Source organism: Parabacteroides sp. AF27-14 (genome assembly GCF_003635425.1).
Taxonomy (GTDB): Bacteria; Bacteroidota; Bacteroidia; order Bacteroidales; family Tannerellaceae; genus Parabacteroides; species Parabacteroides distasonis.
The window spans coordinates 1-15,412 of record NZ_QTLZ01000041.1; the positions used below are offsets into that span (position 1 = coordinate 1).

The 15,412-nt window shown below is 47.7% G+C and carries 14 protein-coding genes; 8 read left to right on the plus strand and 6 right to left on the minus strand.

The window, feature by feature from the left end; genetic code table 11:
* The first annotated feature begins 218 nt into the window (after positions 1 to 218).
* The 6 genes from DWY79_RS21700 (at position 219) to der (ending at position 5,572) form a co-directional block, all read left to right on the plus strand.
* Positions 219 to 1,376: a HAMP domain-containing sensor histidine kinase gene (locus DWY79_RS21700; protein ID WP_057326855.1), complete on the plus strand. Its 1,158-nt coding sequence runs from the start codon at positions 219 to 221 to the stop codon at positions 1,374 to 1,376.
* An 88-nt stretch (positions 1,377 to 1,464) separates the two neighbouring features.
* Positions 1,465 to 2,055 carry a DUF177 domain-containing protein gene (locus DWY79_RS21705; RefSeq protein ID WP_005867041.1) on the plus strand — a complete coding sequence of 197 codons (591 nt, stop codon included), beginning with the start codon at positions 1,465 to 1,467 and terminating at the stop codon, positions 2,053 to 2,055.
* A gap of 12 nt (positions 2,056 to 2,067) precedes the next feature.
* Positions 2,068 to 2,253: a 50S ribosomal protein L32 gene (gene rpmF / locus DWY79_RS21710; RefSeq protein ID WP_005634607.1), complete on the plus strand. Its 186-nt coding sequence runs from the start codon at positions 2,068 to 2,070 to the stop codon at positions 2,251 to 2,253.
* 102 nt (positions 2,254 to 2,355) lie between these two features.
* Positions 2,356 to 3,360 (plus strand): beta-ketoacyl-ACP synthase III, encoded by a 1,005-nt coding sequence (locus DWY79_RS21715; RefSeq protein ID WP_036612809.1) that lies wholly within the window; start codon positions 2,356 to 2,358, stop codon positions 3,358 to 3,360.
* On the plus strand, positions 3,344 to 4,234 hold the full coding sequence (era, locus tag DWY79_RS21720; RefSeq protein WP_008773803.1) for a GTPase Era: 891 nt from the start codon (positions 3,344 to 3,346) through the stop codon (positions 4,232 to 4,234). Before DWY79_RS21715 ends, era begins: the two co-directional genes overlap by 17 nt.
* Before the next feature lie 24 nt (positions 4,235 to 4,258).
* Positions 4,259 to 5,572, plus strand: coding sequence for a ribosome biogenesis GTPase Der (der, locus tag DWY79_RS21725; protein WP_008773802.1), 1,314 nt, complete (start codon positions 4,259 to 4,261; stop codon positions 5,570 to 5,572).
* Positions 5,573 to 5,624: 52 nt separating this feature from the next.
* Here the strand turns inward: der and DWY79_RS21730 are convergent, their stop codons facing one another.
* The 3 genes from DWY79_RS21730 to DWY79_RS21740 form a co-directional block, all read right to left on the minus strand.
* Positions 5,625 to 5,900, minus strand: coding sequence for a type II toxin-antitoxin system YafQ family toxin (locus tag DWY79_RS21730; RefSeq protein ID WP_044545263.1), 276 nt, complete (start codon positions 5,898 to 5,900; stop codon positions 5,625 to 5,627).
* Positions 5,900 to 6,106, minus strand: coding sequence for a hypothetical protein (locus DWY79_RS21735; RefSeq protein ID WP_005867049.1), 207 nt, complete (start codon positions 6,104 to 6,106; stop codon positions 5,900 to 5,902). Before DWY79_RS21735 ends, DWY79_RS21730 begins: the two co-directional genes overlap by 1 nt.
* A 113-nt stretch (positions 6,107 to 6,219) precedes the next feature.
* Positions 6,220 to 7,071, minus strand: coding sequence for a DUF6261 family protein (locus DWY79_RS21740; protein WP_122370438.1), 852 nt, complete (start codon positions 7,069 to 7,071; stop codon positions 6,220 to 6,222).
* Between the two features lie 624 nt (positions 7,072 to 7,695).
* Here DWY79_RS21740 and DWY79_RS21745 point away from each other — a divergent pair.
* Together DWY79_RS21745 and DWY79_RS21750 are read left to right on the plus strand one after the other, a co-directional pair.
* Complete coding sequence (locus tag DWY79_RS21745) at positions 7,696 to 9,039, plus strand: hypothetical protein (protein ID WP_122144966.1); 1,344 nt, start codon at positions 7,696 to 7,698, stop codon at positions 9,037 to 9,039.
* A gap of 345 nt (positions 9,040 to 9,384) precedes the next feature.
* On the plus strand, positions 9,385 to 9,978 hold the full coding sequence (locus DWY79_RS21750; protein WP_005867067.1) for a hypothetical protein: 594 nt from the start codon (positions 9,385 to 9,387) through the stop codon (positions 9,976 to 9,978).
* 59 nt (positions 9,979 to 10,037) lie between these two features.
* Here the strand turns inward: DWY79_RS21750 and DWY79_RS21755 are convergent, their stop codons facing one another.
* The 3 genes from DWY79_RS21755 to DWY79_RS21765 all read right to left on the minus strand — a co-directional run bounded on the left by DWY79_RS21755 (position 10,038) and on the right by DWY79_RS21765 (position 15,412).
* Positions 10,038 to 12,389 (minus strand): glycoside hydrolase family 3 N-terminal domain-containing protein, encoded by a 2,352-nt coding sequence (locus tag DWY79_RS21755; protein ID WP_122370440.1) that lies wholly within the window; start codon positions 12,387 to 12,389, stop codon positions 10,038 to 10,040.
* Between the two features lie 176 nt (positions 12,390 to 12,565).
* Positions 12,566 to 14,341 carry a DUF4091 domain-containing protein gene (locus DWY79_RS21760; RefSeq protein WP_011966845.1) on the minus strand — a complete coding sequence of 592 codons (1,776 nt, stop codon included), beginning with the start codon at positions 14,339 to 14,341 and terminating at the stop codon, positions 12,566 to 12,568.
* A gap of 57 nt (positions 14,342 to 14,398) precedes the next feature.
* A complete protein-coding gene (locus DWY79_RS21765) occupies positions 14,399 to 15,412 on the minus strand; it encodes a TIGR04133 family radical SAM/SPASM protein (RefSeq protein WP_122370442.1) in 1,014 nt (337 codons plus the stop codon).

A 15,412-nucleotide genomic window follows, 5' to 3' on the forward strand; every position in this document is an offset into this window, starting at 1 on the left:
AGATTGGCTCCTTTTTTTGGTATATACACCAGCCGTTGTAGAGATGTGGCGTGCCGCATCTCGTATCGTCTGACGATATTCTAAGTTACCATTTGAAGGGATGAGACGCTGCACGCTACGTCTCTACAATTGGGTGAGATTTCATTGTTTGCTGAATCGGGAACAATAAAGTTCGTATCTTGCCGTTATATTAAGAATTCACCGAATGATTCTGATTTATGAGCAGCATATATGATTCTCGTCAAAGATGGAAATTAGGCTTTATTTTTGCCGCTGTATTGATCGCTATGGCTTCTGTGGTAGTCTCGGATCTCTTGATTAAAGATCTGGCCCGAGAAGAGCGTCAGAAGATCGAGGTTTGGAGTGAGGCAACCCGGGTCATGACCAGTGAGAATCCAAGCCTTAATATGAATCTTATCCTAAAAATCATCCAAGGGAATACTTCTATTCCTGTTATATTATGCAGCGAGACGGATAGCGTGGTTTCTTACAATAATATAGAGATTCCGGAAAAGAATGTAGCGCAGTTCATGACGAATAAGGTTAAGGAACTGAGAACCAAAAATCCTCCGATCGTAATTGACATGGAGGATGGTACTTACCAATATTTATATTACGATGATTCGATTATCTTAAAGCGACTGCTTGTTTATCCCTATGCGCAATTATCAGTTGTATTTGTTTTTATATTAATCGCTTTTTTAGCCTTGGCTAGTACAAAGAAGGCAGAACAGAATAAAGTGTGGGTGGGGTTATCGAAAGAGACGGCTCACCAATTAGGAACGCCTATATCCTCGCTAATCGCTTGGGTTGAATATTTGCGAACGAAAGATATAGATCCTTCTCTATTGACAGAGATGGATAAGGATGTGAAACGCTTACAAACGATAGCGGAGCGTTTCTCTAAAATCGGTTCAGATCCAGATCCGGTTCCGACAAATATCGTGGAATCCATCCGTGCGGCTTTGGGATATATGGAGACCCGTATTTCCTCGAAGGTGAAAATTAATACGTATTTGCCGGAGCGGCCGATATTGGTCTTAATGAATGATTCCCTGTTCGCTTGGGTAATCGAGAACCTGACGAAAAATGCGGTGGACGCCATGGAGGGGCAGGGTGAGATTTCGCTAAAAGTAGAGGAAAGAGAGAAGTTCGTGCTGATCGATTTGTCTGATACCGGAAAAGGTATCCCAAAATCAAAATTCAAGACGGTTTTCAATCCGGGGTATACGACCAAGAAACGTGGCTGGGGACTAGGCTTGTCCTTGGTTAAGCGTATTATCGAGTCCTTCCAAGGAGGAAAGATTTTCGTGAAGAGTTCGGAGTTGGGGAAAGGGACGACTTTTCGTATAAAATTGAAGAAATATAAGGGTTAAATCGTATTATAGGAAAAAATAAGCATAAAGGTATTGTTTTTGTATTTAGTTTTTTCGTACCTTTGCAAGGTTTTTACACTAAAAGGCTTTGGGGAAATTTAAATTATATAATGTAGATTTGAAAAATCTCTCTCCGGGAGTACACGAATTCGAGTATCTTTTGGAGAACAAGTTTTTTGTGGACATTGACGGAACCGAGGTCCAGAAGGGCAAAGTGAAGGTTCATCTTACCGTAAAACGGTCGTCAATGATGTTTGAGATGAACTTTCAGATAGAAGGGGTTGTTGTTGTTCCATGCGATAGATGCTTGGACGATATGGAAATTCCTATTGATACCCACAATCGTCTGGTGGTAAAATTCGGCAAGGAATATGCCGAGGAGAGTGATGAGGTTGTCGTGATACCGGAAGAGGAGGGCGCTATTAATTTGGCGTGGTTCCTGTATGAGTTTATCGCTTTGGCGGTTCCCATGAAGCATGTACATGCGCCGGGTAAATGTAATAAGGCAATGTCGTCTAAATTGAAGAAACATACCGCCAGAAGTTCGGATGAGACCGAAGACGATTTTGAGGATGACATGGGAGGTGATGATTTGGCGTTGGAAGATGACGGAAACGCTAGTCCTGCCGATCCTCGTTGGGATGCTCTGAAAGGTTTGCTAGAGAATGATAACAATTAAATAAATAAAACAATGGCACATCCTAAAAGAAGACAAGGTAAGACAAGAACAGCCAAGAGAAGAACTCATGACAAGGCTGTAGCTCCAACAATGGCAATTTGCCCGAACTGTGGCGCATGGCACATCTATCACACTGTATGTGGTGAGTGCGGTTATTACAGAGGTAAATTAGCGATTGAAAAAGAAGCTGCTGTGTAAGTTTGTCAACTTATATGGTTTGATGAACAAAAGAAATAGCCCTAAAAGTTTTTTTAGGGCTTTTTTTTAATTGGGATAAGTAGTCCTTTTATTTTTAAAGTTATGGATAAGATAAATGCGGTTATCACAGGAGTGGGTGGATACGTTCCTGAAGATGTATTGACGAATGAGGATATTTCCAAGATGGTCGATACGACGGATGAGTGGATCATGACTCGTGTGGGTATTAAGGAGCGCAGGATATTGAAAGGGGAGGGCGTAGGACTCTCTTACATGGGTATACGGGCCGTGAAGCAATTGCTCGAGAAAACGAACCTGAATCCGGAAGAAGTAGAGGTTGTCTTGACCGCTACGACTACCCCGGATCATCATTTCCCGACAACTTCTTCTATCATCGCTTATCATACAGGTTGTAAGAACGCGATGACTTTTGATATGCAAGGTGCGTGCGCAGGCTTCTTGTATGCTTTGGAGACGGGCGCTAATTATATTCGCTCGGGGCGTTATAAGAAGGTGGTTGTCGTATCGGGTGATAAGATGACATCTATTACAGATTATCAAGATCGTTCTACTTGTCCTTTGTTCGGGGATGCTTGCGGAGCGGTCTTGTTGGAGCCAACTACCGAGGAGTTTGGTATCTTGGATACAATTTTACGGACAGACGGCGTAGGCTATCCGCATCTGATCATGAAATCGGGCGGCTCGGCTTATCCTCCTTCTCACGAGACGGTGGACAACCGTGAGCATTTCGTTTATCAAGATGGACGTGTGGTGTTCAAGTACGCGGTTTCTTATATGGCGGACGTGGCCGCTGAGATCGCGGAGAAGAATGGCTTGACGCATGATGATATCGCGTGGATCGTTCCTCATCAAGCGAACCTGCGGATTATCGACGCTACGGCGAAACGCTTGGGCGTAGATATGGATAAGGTGATGATCAATATCCAGAAATATGGCAACACAAGCGCCGGTACGATTCCTATTTGTCTATGGGAATGGGAGAATCAATTGAAAAAAGGAGATAACCTGATCCTTGCCGCTTTTGGAGCGGGCTTTACGTGGGGAGCGGTTTATCTGAAATGGGGGTATGATGGAAAAAAAGCATAAATCGGGTTTTGTCAATATCGTTGGAAACCCAAACGTAGGTAAGTCTACGTTGATGAATCGTTTGGTCGGGGAGCGGATCTCTATTATCACCTCGAAGGCGCAAACGACAAGGCATCGTATTATGGGTATCGTGAATACCGACGATATGCAAATCGTGTATTCTGACACGCCGGGAGTCTTGCGGCCGAATTATAAGTTGCAGGAATCCATGCTTAATTTCTCTCAATCCGCCTTAGGCGATGCCGACGTGCTGTTGTACGTGACGGATGTCGTCGAGACGATTGATAAAAATAACGAGTTCCTAGCACGGGTACAGAGCATAGAGTGTCCGGTTCTCTTGTTGATCAATAAGATCGACCAGACCAATCAGCCGGAGCTGGAGAAGCTCGTGGCCCAGTGGAAGGAATTGCTTCCGAAGGCCGAGATCATCCCGATCTCCGCGCTTTCGAATTTCAATATAGATTACGTGAAGCGTCGGGTGGAGGAGTTGATGCCTGATTCCCCGCCTTATTTCGAGAAAGACGCCTTGACCGATAAACCGGCCCGTTTCTTCGTGACAGAGATCATTCGTGAGAAAATCTTGTTATATTATCAGAAGGAAATACCTTACGCGGTAGAAGTGGTCGTCGAGTTGTTCAAGGAGGATGATGAGCTGATCCATATCAAGGCACTGATCATCGTGGAGCGTGATACCCAGAAGGGGATTATCATCGGGCATCAAGGGCAAGCATTGAAGAAAGTAGGTGCTATGGCCCGGAAGGATATCGAACGTTTCTTCGGAAAGAAGGTGTTTTTGGAAATGTTTGTCAAAGTGGAAAAAGACTGGCGTAACCGTGACAACATATTGAAGAACTTCGGTTATCAGCTGGACTAATAATAGCATACGAAAGGAGAATTTATGGGAAATATAGTAGCGATAGTGGGGAGACCCAATGTAGGTAAGTCCACCCTTTTCAACCGGTTGACGGGTACCCGTCAGGCGATCGTGAACGAGGAGGCTGGTACTACCCGTGACCGTCAGTACGGCAAGGTGGAGTGGACCGGCAAGGAGTTTTCGCTGATTGACACAGGCGGATGGGTGGTTAACTCGGAGGATGTTTTCGAGGAGGAGATCAACAAGCAGGTAAAAGTGGCTATCGAGGAGGCGGACGTGATCTTGTTCGTCGTCGATGTATTGAATGGCATCACGGATCTGGACATGGAGGTGGCGCAGATCTTGCGCCGTTGCAAGCGGCCGGTGATCGTGGTGGCGAACAAGGCGGATAATTACGAATTGCATCCGGCCTCGGCGGAGTTTTACTCGTTTGGCTTGGGAGATCCTTTCTGCATCTCGGCCATCAATGGTTCTTATACCGGGGATTTGCTGGATAAGATCGTGGCGACGTTGCCCGAGGAGAAGGTGGAGATACTGGAGGAGGAGTTGCCCCGTATCGCGATTATAGGACGCCCGAACGCAGGAAAGTCTTCTCTTATCAATGCTTTTATTGGCGAGGATCGGCATATCGTTACCGATATCGCGGGCACGACCCGTGATTCCATCTACACGAAATATAATAAATTCGGCTTGAACTTCTATTTGGTGGATACGGCGGGTATCCGTAAGAAGGGGAAGGTGAACGAGGACTTGGAGTATTACTCGGTGATCCGTTCGATCCGCGCGATCGAGAACTCGGATGTCTGCGTGCTGATGTTGGACGCTACGAGGGGCATCGAGAGCCAGGATATGAATATCTTCTCGCTGGTGCAGAAGAATAAGAAGGGATTGGTGGTTTGCGTGAATAAGTGGGACTTGGTCGAGGATAAGAGCCAGAAGGTGATCGACTCGTACACGACCGCTATCCGCGAGCGTCTGGCTCCGTTTACCGACTTCCCGATCTTGTTTATCTCGGCCATGACGAAACAACGTATCCTGAAGGTGCTGGAGACCGCCAAGGAGGTTTACGAGAATCGCTCCAAGCGTGTCCCTACGGCCAAGCTGAACGAGGTGATGCTCCCGATCATCGAGAATTATCCTCCCCCAGCCTGGAAGGGTAAATATATCAAGATCAAATATATCACCCAGCTTCCGGCGGGCAGCGTGCCTTCTTTCGTGTTCTTCTGTAACTTGCCGCAATGGATCAAGGACCCGTACAAACGTTTCCTTGAGAACAAGATCCGCGAGAACTGGGATTTTACCGGTACGCCGATTAATATATTTATCCGGGAAAAGTAAATACTAGATACAAAAAAGCCGCTTCCTGTAATGGGGAGGCGGCTTTTTCTATTTAGAATAGGTCGGAATGCGTTCCGGTATCGGTGAAAAGCAAGATTAGCTCCGTGTCGTCTTGGCTCCATATCAGCAGCCAGTCTCCTTGGATATGACATTCCCACAATCCCGCGTATTTCCCGGATAGCTTATGCGGGTGGTATTGGGAGGGAAGGGAACCGGTTGTTTCAAGCAAGTTGGATACTTGCTCGAATAAGTTCATATCATATCCTCTTTTTTGGCATAGCCTCAAGTTCTTCTTGAACTTTTTGGTATAGTTGATGGAATATTTCATCAGCCTAGGATTTGTTTCATCAAATCCTTTGTGCTTTCCGCATGATAAATCCTTCCTGCCTTCACGTCCTCCAAGGCCTCGTCCAATCCGGATTTCTTCTGTGCCTTCACCTTGCCTTCCAGCGAGGTGATGAATTTCTTCAAGATGTCGGCGTATTTCTCGGGGATGGTTACCTCGAATGTCTTTAATGATGTCGTTGTCTCCATATCGCTCTGTTTTAGGAATTTCCTTCGCAAATATACGGAATAAAAAGAGAAGGGGAGTTGTTTTCCTTCTCTTTTTATTTCCCGCTTCCGCGTCGGGGGGAGGGACGTGACGGTTAGATCTCGTCCGGGCTCTCGGAGTCTCCGCCGGGCGTAGGCTCGGGTGTAGGCTCGGGAGCGGGCGCCGGTTTCTTGGCGGAGGCCATGCGCTGGTTGTAGGCGGCGGTGGTCTCGGCGATCAGCTGGTTGAGGGCGGCGATGAAGGCGGTCGCTTTCTCGGACGGCTTCGCTACGCTATGGGACTGGGCCAGCAGGGTGAGGTCGTCGTAATAGACGTCGATCCGCTTGCGCAGGTTGGCGCCGCTTTCCTTTTTGGAGGTGGTCCGGTTTTGGACGCGTTGCTGCGACAGGCGGTCGTAGGCGTTATTCTCTTTCTCCAGTTCGGCGAGGTAAGCGTCGAGGCCGAGCGTGGTGACGTACGGCTTGTTCTCGTCCTTGCGCAAATCCAGCAAGAGGCCCTTTATCTTGGCGGTCTCCTGCGCCATGGGGAGGCGGGCGATGCCGTTATAGGGTTTGATGACCTTGTATAGGTACTTGCCCGCGTCACGCTCGGCCTCCAGCGGGAGGGTACCGGCCCGTGAGATGCGGGTGATGATATAGATGGCGAGGTTGTCGCGGTTGGTATCGTGCAAGGTCATTTGCTCGGTCTCCTGCGAGGTGCGGCTCTCGTCCACCACGTCGGCCATGGCGAGGAGGTCTGCCTCGTAGGTCTCGAGGAATTCTTTGGTGAGGCCCAGCTCGGGGATGCCGTCGCTGCCGGTCAGCAGGGAGATCTCGTCGGGGGACTCGGAATCGCCGCCACCGCTGTTTCCGTTGGCTAGGTCGAGGACGTGGTTCATGAAGGAGAGGTACTCGGCGTTGTTGAAAAGAGAGAGCGGAAGTGTCTTGATTTTTGTGTAAGTACTCATGGTAAATTTGATTTAGAGTTTAAAAACTTCTCTAAGTTAGGGATATTTGCTGAATAAGGGCTTCTTAGGTCTAAAAAATGGGAACTGAATGGAGCGAATAATCATTTTAGGCCTAAAAAATGACTTTTCAAGGGTGAAAATAGGCTTTTTAGGCCTAAGAAATGGTTTCGCGGCCTTGAAAGGCCCTTCCTATGCCAAGGAAATCACTTTTCACGGTTGAAAAACTATCTTTTAGCCCTAAGAAGTCATTTTTCACCCTTCGAGGGCATTTCTTAGGGCTAAGAGACATTAAGAATCTGATTGTTTTGCGAATGTTTTAAAAAAACACGATCTTTGCGATGTATTGGAAAAATAACGTAGAAGCGTTTCGATATTATCTTGTACTGGAATCTGGACAATTTCATTACCCAAGATAATAGGAAAATGGCTCCTGCGCTTTATCTGTTATATACCTACCCATTCATGGATAGATTATATACCTGCATAAGGCGTGGGATCATTGTCTTATTATTGGGTAAGGGCAGTCCAGAGCCTCAGTACAGTGATAGACAATGGTCTCCACGCTTCTTTTATTTGTTAACCGACGACCGGAGGAGGCACGGGAGGGGATAATTTTTTATTATAATGGTGAAATATTTGTGGGTGTTTTTCTTTTTTGTGTTTTGTGTTTCTTGTGGAGAGCAAGAGGATATAGTAGAAAATGAGGAGCCATTATTACCTTCCGCAGGAACTCCGTGGGATTACCAGTTTGAGAAGATTCTCCCTTTCTTAAAGGATACGGCGGGATTTGATAAGGAGTCTTTCTGTAAAGAGGGGACATGGCTAGCTTATGTTAAAAACGAGAAGCTGTGGATGGGGCTGTTTGGCAATGATTTCACGGGGTTAATCGGGGAATGGAATTCTTCTTTTGAATTGCCAAAGGAAACCAAAGGACTTAAGATTTGTCATATTGTCAAGGTGAATACAGGATATATTTTCTTTGTTCATGTTTATAATACGAGGGAAGTATCTCAAACATCAGGCATAACAAGTTTTTTGCTCTATTTAATAGATGGTTCTATTGAATTGATCCATCATTTTAAAGATGACTTTGATAAAGCTAGTGTTTTTGATTTTAGATGGGAAACTTATGGAGATAAACTTTTATTTACATTCTATGATAATCCGGGAGGAAAGCAATATGGCTATTTGTACTTCAATGGGGGAGTAAAGGCATCGCAGGCTACGGTCGTAAAAGATAAAAACTCTTATTTCTTTACTGGATTGAAAGATAAAAAACTGAAAATATATGTATGTGATGAGGAGAGTGGGATAACTGATTCTTGGAGTGGTGATACTTCGATCGACTTGAACCTTACGATCCATGAAGGCTATGGAGGATATAAGACGTATGAGGTTGACCTTGTTCGTTTGGAGGATATATTGACTATGCGTTGGGGCTATGTAGCCAATTTAGCTTTTCTATCAAGAAATCAAGAGATAAAAAAAGATGTGTTGATATTGAACGATCAAAATGGCATAAATAGATATGAGGAGACGGACTCTGATCCATACTCAGATATTCGTTTTTATAAGTGGTATGATGAGTCAATTCTATTTTATAATACGTATACGGACTCTTGTTTGGTAGTTTCTTCGACAGGAAAGGATATAAAGGAATTTTATAGTTCACGCTTATATGAAAAATTGGCTTCGGTAAATTATGAATCGATCTCCTATGAGGAAGCAATTTTTCTTAGCCGCGATTGGGATTTATCTCGTTTTGATTTAAGCAGATCGGAGTCTAAGTGGATTTCTCCTATTCGGATTTTGAAGGAAAATATGCAAAGGAATGCACAATTGACGGTTTCTATAGAAAATAAAAGCGGAAATCTTTGGGAATATAAATGTGATATACTTTATTATGAAGGCAATAAGAAACAGGTGAGGTTTTCCGTTGATATAGAAACAGGCGAAGTCTTTCCTTGAATGCCCTATATAGTCCGAAAACCTTCTCCATTGAATCTTATCGTATGAAATGGAGAAGGTTTTATAGTTCCATATATTTTATTTTTCCAATATCCCTATCATGCCCCCCTTCAGCACCGGGATATGGTTCATGATAAGCGTCCAAAGAAAATCGGGAGTCACGCTATCTCTCTTTTAAATGGGTCTTAGGGAATTTTCATCACGAATATATGGAATAAAAAAGATAAGGGTACGAGTTCGCCTCTCTTTTTTGTCTTTCTTTCATCCACATTTCCTTGAAACCCTTGGAATCCCCATTTATAATCGTACCTTTATGTCTCTTTACCTTAAAAATTAAAAATAATCATGTTTACGCCATCAATGACAAACGAGGAAATAGAGGCAGTGGCCTATAAGGACTTTCTGGAGATCCGGGGAAGAGTGGAAATCGCGAAGGATAAATTCGTACAAAGGGTGAGATGCACGCCCCCGGGATTTTGGGCCTTGCATTCCTTGCAGGAGACACATACCCTTCAAACCCGCTCCAAGAATACATGGACTGTATATTTCTATTATTTGTACACGACACCGGCCGGTGCCGTGAAAGTCTCATCTATGATCTACACCTCCCTGCCGGGAGATGAAGGCACGGATTACCTGTTTATGAATAATCTCGACCGCTTCCGGCTGGAGAGGGTGAGCTCGCGTTTCTCGCGACAATACGAGGAACGCTATATCGACCCGAACCAGATCCAACTGAACGGCCTTCTGCCCGCTATCTATTTCATGAGGACTGCCGGCGACCGGAAGATCGCTCCCTACACTCCCGATACATGGACCGAGGAGGAGAAAAAGGACAAATATCTCTTCGTGTCGGAGCAAGGGACCATGGAGGCGAAGCTGGAGGGGCGTGTGGAGACCTACCTTACTTTCTTAGAGCCGGAACAGCCGGGTGATTAATAAGTAGAGGGCGAGGTTGATACCCCGCCCTCCCGATAACTAGGTAGATACCTCCGGGCCTATCTTTTCAGAAGATCGATCCTCTCGCCGGGCAACAGTACCGCATGAACCTTCTCCGTTACCCGCCCCTTCACGTTGAAGGAATCCCTTAGGCGGATGTCGGCGGCGGAGGAACCGATCTGCGCCTCATATTTACCGGACTCTACGACCCAATGACTGGCGCTCTCGTCGAAGGAGGCCGGATCCGTATCTTTCACCTTGAAGATGATCTCACGGCTCTCCCCCGGCTGGAGGAGTTGGGTCTTGACGAAACCTCTCAACTCTTTCGCCGGCTTATCCATGCTCTTGCCGGGGGCGGAGATATATAGCTGGACCACTTCCTTCCCGGCTACCGGGCCATTGTTCGTGATCGTGCAACTGATGCTGTAGTCCGTATCACCCATGAACACTTTCAAGCTCGAATAATTGAAAGTCGTATACGACTGTCCGTAGCCAAACGGATAGGAGACGGGCACGCCGAACGTATCGAAGTAACGGTAGCCCACGTAGATACCCTCCTCGTAGTTGGTATAGTCAATATTCTTACGATCCGTATGCTCCGGGCCTCCTCCCATGAAACCGGCTAACATTTCTTTCAGGTCGATACCCGAAGCGTCCGGGAAATTCTTCGTGGAGGCTACGTCGGCGATGCTCACGGGGAAAGTCATCGGGAGCTTACCGGAAGGATTCACCTTTCCGGACAGGATATCGGCTACCGTGTTACCCCCTTCCTGCCCGGCTTGCCAAGCCAATAGGATGGCGTCCGGTTCCGATTTCCAGCTGGCGGTCTCGATCACGCCCCCGATATTCAAGATTACGACCACCTTCTTCCCTTCCTTATGGAAAGCGTCGGAAACCGATTGGATCAACGCTCGCTCATTCTCCGTCAGGTTGAAATCTCCCTCGATCTTCCGGTCTTGGAACTCTCCCGAGCTACGGCCTATCGTAACGAAGGCGATATCCGCCTCTTTCGCCTTAGCGGCCAGCCCTGCGGCATCCGGTACGAACTCCGGGATACGAGGGTGGTTGAAGAAAGCGGCGGCGGGACTCGTGTCTTTCGGCTGTTTCGCCTTTTCCTCGGTACTGTATTTCTCGTATAAGGCTTTCACTTCGGCGTCCATGGTATAACCGGCGTTCTCCAGACCTTCCACGAGGGATACGGTATAAGCCTCGTTCACGTCGCCACTGCCGGTGCCTCCGGCGATAAAATCGTACGAGGTGGTACCGTAAGCCGCTATCTTCTTGATACCCGGGGCCAGCGGCAAGGCATTATTCGTATTCTTTAATAAAACCATACCTTCGGAAGCGGACGCACGGGTTACCTCGGCGTGAGCTTTTAGGTCCGGTTTGTCGGAATAGGCGTATTGGGCAAAGCGGGGGGATTGAAGGATCAGTCGTAATACACGGGTTACGTCCGTATCCACGTTTTCGATAGAGAGAGAACCGTCCTCAAGCGCTTTTAGGAGGGCCTCTTTCTGGTCCGGCCGTCCGGGCATCAGCAGATCGTTTCCGGCGTGGATCTGGGCGGGGGCGTTCTTGCCGCCAAACCAGTCGGTCATGACAAGGCCGCTAAAACCCCATTCTTCACGGAGGATGGTCGTTAATAAATCACGGCTTTCGGAGGCATATTCACCATTTATCTTATTGTAGGAAGACATGACCGTCCACGGGCTTGCCTCTTTTACGACCATCTCGAAACCTCTTAGGTAAATCTCCCGCAAGGCACGAGGGGTGAGGCGGGCATCCGTTCCCGTCCGGTTGGTCTCTTGATTATTGACGGCGAAATGCTTGATGGAGGTTCCCACGCCATTGCTTTGGATACCGTTTACCATCGCTGTCGCTATCCGGCCCGTCAAGTAGGGATCTTCGGAATAATACTCGAAGTTACGTCCGCAGAGAGGGCTTCGGTGGATATTCAGCGCGGGGGCCAAGAGTACGTCGCAACCGTATTCTTTCACCTCGTCGCCCATGGCGTTGCCTACGTTTTTGACCAATGCGGTGTTCCATGTGGAGGCTAGCAAGGTAGCGACCGGGAATGCCGTGCAATAATAGGTCGCCTCGTTCCCCTCGCGAGTCGGGGAGATACGTAATCCGGCGGGACCGTCGGCCACTACGATAGCGGGGATTCCCAGACGTTCGATCGGGAAGGTCGTTCCGGCGGCTCCCGGCACTATATTTTGCGTGCTGCCGACTACGGCTGATTGGCCGCCGAACCCGGGCATTCCGGTTCCGACTAACAGGGATACTTTCTCTTCGGCAGTCATGGCGGCTACGATTTTCTCGATAGGATCTTTACCCAATTGCGGCAAGGTTTGGGAGTGCCCTACTTGCATGGCCATCGTAAGGCATGCGCCCATTAATAGTTTGTTCATATAGAATGGTTTTTGTGTTTTTCAGTGCCCCAAAAGTAGGCGAAGGAATCGAGGCGGACAAAGAAAAAGAAAGGTATCGGAGGTAAGGATTTCGTTTTTTGATGAATATCAAACATTGTAGGGGGTTGATGATATATTTAGGGGACGCCGACTGCGCAGTCGGCGTCCGGTACTATTTATAATGTATTCAGAAGTTTATGAATCTCATTAACCATCTGCGTAGCGGATTCTTGTGTCTCGGATAAACCTTCCGGAGTGATCTTGGCAACCGTCTTGTTCAACTTCTCGAGTTTGCCTTTAGCTCCTTTCGTTGTCAGCTCTTCCCGGAGGATGCGGATCTTCTCGCAATCTTGTATACCCTCGACCAAACGCTCGAAGCGGATGCTACTGCGTGGACCGGGATAAATACTGTATGTATCGCCTGCCGCCCAAGTGCGGAAACGCGAGTCACGCAGAGGATCGGCGGTCCAGCTATTAACTGCCCAACGTAGATAACCGTCGTAACCACCGGCTACGGCGTGCAAGACCGTCCATGCCGCTTCCGCCGGGTCGGAGAAGGTGAAGGTATTCGGGAACGCTTCCGCGCAACAGGTATAAACGGTACTGATCTGTCCCGCTTTATCACGGGCAGCCTTTACGTCTTCTGGGAATTTATGCCCATAGGGAATACTTAAATAGTATAAGTCCGATTGAATTTCCGGATGATAATTTCCGGCCAGCGTGATCTTGAACTCCGGATCGGCTTGCTTGATAACCTTGATCGCCTCACGCATCGCCTCCATCGGACGCTCGTCCATAGAGATGGCGGTTTTCTCGAACCAGCCTTTCTCGCGAAGGTGGCGGGAGAAATCTTTTAGGAAAGTACCCCAATAGTCTGCGTAAGCGGCGTCACCCGGTTTCGTGTTGAGAAATTGTACACGATTTGTCGCCTCGTCGTAATAATCGAAAGATAAAGCCCAAGGGATCATGGTGTAGCAACTGATCATATCATCGATACCGATCTCGTTCATCATGAATTCCACCCATTTGTCGAAGACGGCGTAATCATATGCCCAAGTGCCGTCTATCTTCTTGATCCGGGTGATCATGCTGTCGAAATGATCCTCTGTCTGTCCGGCCCAAGGTTTATGCATGATACTGGTGGTGATAGCGCGCTGTCCGGCGTTCGCCAACATCTTCATGATCGGGCGCATAGCGTCGAAATGCTCTTTACTCCAAAGAGGAACTTGGTAGTAACGGGCCACGGAATACGGGTTCTGCCATAAGTCCAGATGGAAAGCCCAGTCCTTCGGGGCGGGAAGTGTGCGGTTCAATACGTCCACTTCTATTTGTAATTCCATGGGGGAGGCATTTTTTCCCGTGACGGTCAATGTCCCTTTATATTTACCGGCTTTCGCGGATTGAGGTACCCAGATATTCATCCAGATCGGCTGGGTGGTGCGTGCCTTGATATCACGGATCTTTACGATATCCAATACATCGGCTACGACGGAGGAATCCCATTCCGCCTTATTCTCTCGGTGGCCGCAACCGCCTTTACGGTCTTTATTCAACTCATCGGTCATGACGTAACGGACAAAGTTCGTCGTGATAGCGGAGGATGGGATGATGGAAGAACCGCTCTTTAAGTCGCTCACGGTGATAGAGGCATCCTCGAGTCCCACCTTGGTCCATAACACGGCTTGTGCGTTTACCCGTTCCCCTTTCCATGCTTTCGTCTGCCAGCGATTGCTTTTCTTGACATCGGGAATACTGAGTTTCGGATATCGTATATCGGTCGTGCCCCAGCTTAATTGGGTTGGGGCCGATAACTTGTCCCAGATCTCGTCGCTGTCATGCGGTTTCGTGTCGGTCAATTCCGTATAGTCGCCTAGCGGGTATTTCTCGGATTGCTGGGCTACGGTAAAAGAACTTAGTGCCAGAAAGGCACAAAGGATGAAAGTGTTTTTCATATGATTGCTTATTTTAGAATATTAACTAGGGCAAAGATAGGAATTAGTTGACAGTTGTCAACTGTCAACTAGCCTTTTATAGTGGCATACGAGCAGATTCCCCTCATCATCGTATAAGTGCATCCCGTTGCCTTCGCAATAACGGAACATCTTACAATCCGCGCATTCCCCTTTTTTAGCCCACTGGCGGTTACGATACGGTTTAAACTCATTATTCCAGATATCAATGAAATCGTCTTTATAGATGTTCCCTTGGTGGAAGTTCGCCCGTATACTGGGACAACCGGAGATAGCGCCATCAGCGAGGACAGAGGCCGTATTGATACCGGCGTTGCATTGGAAAATCGAGTCTCTCACCTCTGCCTCATAATTCCCGAGGAAGCCCTCACAGCCGTAGCTAACGTGTATCTTACCCTCTTTCCGGCAGAAGCGGATGAAGTTCATGAGCCATGTGAACTGCTCGTTCGTCAGTTGCAAATCGGTCTCAGTCGCGGCACGTCCAACTGGGAAGATCGTAAAGATACGCCACCGTTTTACGCCCATCTCGATCAAAAAATCCTTGAAGAGCATCAAATCCTTGAAGTTGTGTTGGTTTACGCAAGTCACCACATCCCAGATGATCTCCTTTTCCTCGGCCAACATACAGATGGCATTCAGTGCCTTCTCGAAACTTTTAGGATTACGGCGAAGCCAGTTATGCGCTTCCTCGAAACCATCCAAGCTGATAGTTGCCGAGTGCAATCCGGAAGCCAAGAGCGAGTCGAGCCGTTCCCGGGTCATCAGATAACCATTGGAGACGATCCCCCAAGGATATCCCCTGCGATACAGTTCCAACCCGCATTTCTCGATATCCTTACGAACCAGCGCCTCGCCTCCGGTAAAGATGACGAGCACTTTGTTCGGCTCGACGTAAGGCGTGATATCGTCTATGACTTTCAGGAAGTCTTCGACAGGCATATCCGGGACAGAGGCCGAGACATGGCAATCGCTTCCGCAATGACGGCAGGATACATTACAACGAAGAAGGTGTCTGAAAAGGATACCTTCTTTTTTGTTATGCTGCCCGTTCAT

Excerpts from the sequence above, each read along its gene's own strand:
- DWY79_RS21735 (WP_005867049.1), bottom strand. The coding sequence starts at position 6,106 with ATGGAGACAACGACATCATTAAAGACATTCGAGGTAACCATCCCCGAG.
- der (WP_008773802.1), top strand. The coding sequence starts at position 4,259 with ATGGGAAATATAGTAGCGATAGTGGGGAGACCCAATGTAGGTAAGTCC.
- rpmF (WP_005634607.1), top strand. The coding sequence starts at position 2,068 with ATGGCACATCCTAAAAGAAGACAAGGTAAGACAAGAACAGCCAAGAGA.
- DWY79_RS21755 (WP_122370440.1), bottom strand. The coding sequence starts at position 12,389 with ATGAACAAACTATTAATGGGCGCATGCCTTACGATGGCCATGCAAGTA.
- DWY79_RS21745 (WP_122144966.1), top strand. The coding sequence starts at position 7,696 with ATGGTGAAATATTTGTGGGTGTTTTTCTTTTTTGTGTTTTGTGTTTCT.
- DWY79_RS21740 (WP_122370438.1), bottom strand. The coding sequence starts at position 7,071 with ATGAGTACTTACACAAAAATCAAGACACTTCCGCTCTCTCTTTTCAAC.
- DWY79_RS21750 (WP_005867067.1), top strand. The coding sequence starts at position 9,385 with ATGTTTACGCCATCAATGACAAACGAGGAAATAGAGGCAGTGGCCTAT.
- DWY79_RS21730 (WP_044545263.1), bottom strand. The coding sequence starts at position 5,900 with ATGAAATATTCCATCAACTATACCAAAAAGTTCAAGAAGAACTTGAGG.
- era (WP_008773803.1), top strand. The coding sequence starts at position 3,344 with ATGGAAAAAAAGCATAAATCGGGTTTTGTCAATATCGTTGGAAACCCA.
- DWY79_RS21765 (WP_122370442.1), bottom strand. The coding sequence starts at position 15,412 with ATGAACGGGCAGCATAACAAAAAAGAAGGTATCCTTTTCAGACACCTT.
- DWY79_RS21715 (WP_036612809.1), top strand. The coding sequence starts at position 2,356 with ATGGATAAGATAAATGCGGTTATCACAGGAGTGGGTGGATACGTTCCT.
- DWY79_RS21760 (WP_011966845.1), bottom strand. The coding sequence starts at position 14,341 with ATGAAAAACACTTTCATCCTTTGTGCCTTTCTGGCACTAAGTTCTTTT.
- DWY79_RS21700 (WP_057326855.1), top strand. The coding sequence starts at position 219 with ATGAGCAGCATATATGATTCTCGTCAAAGATGGAAATTAGGCTTTATT.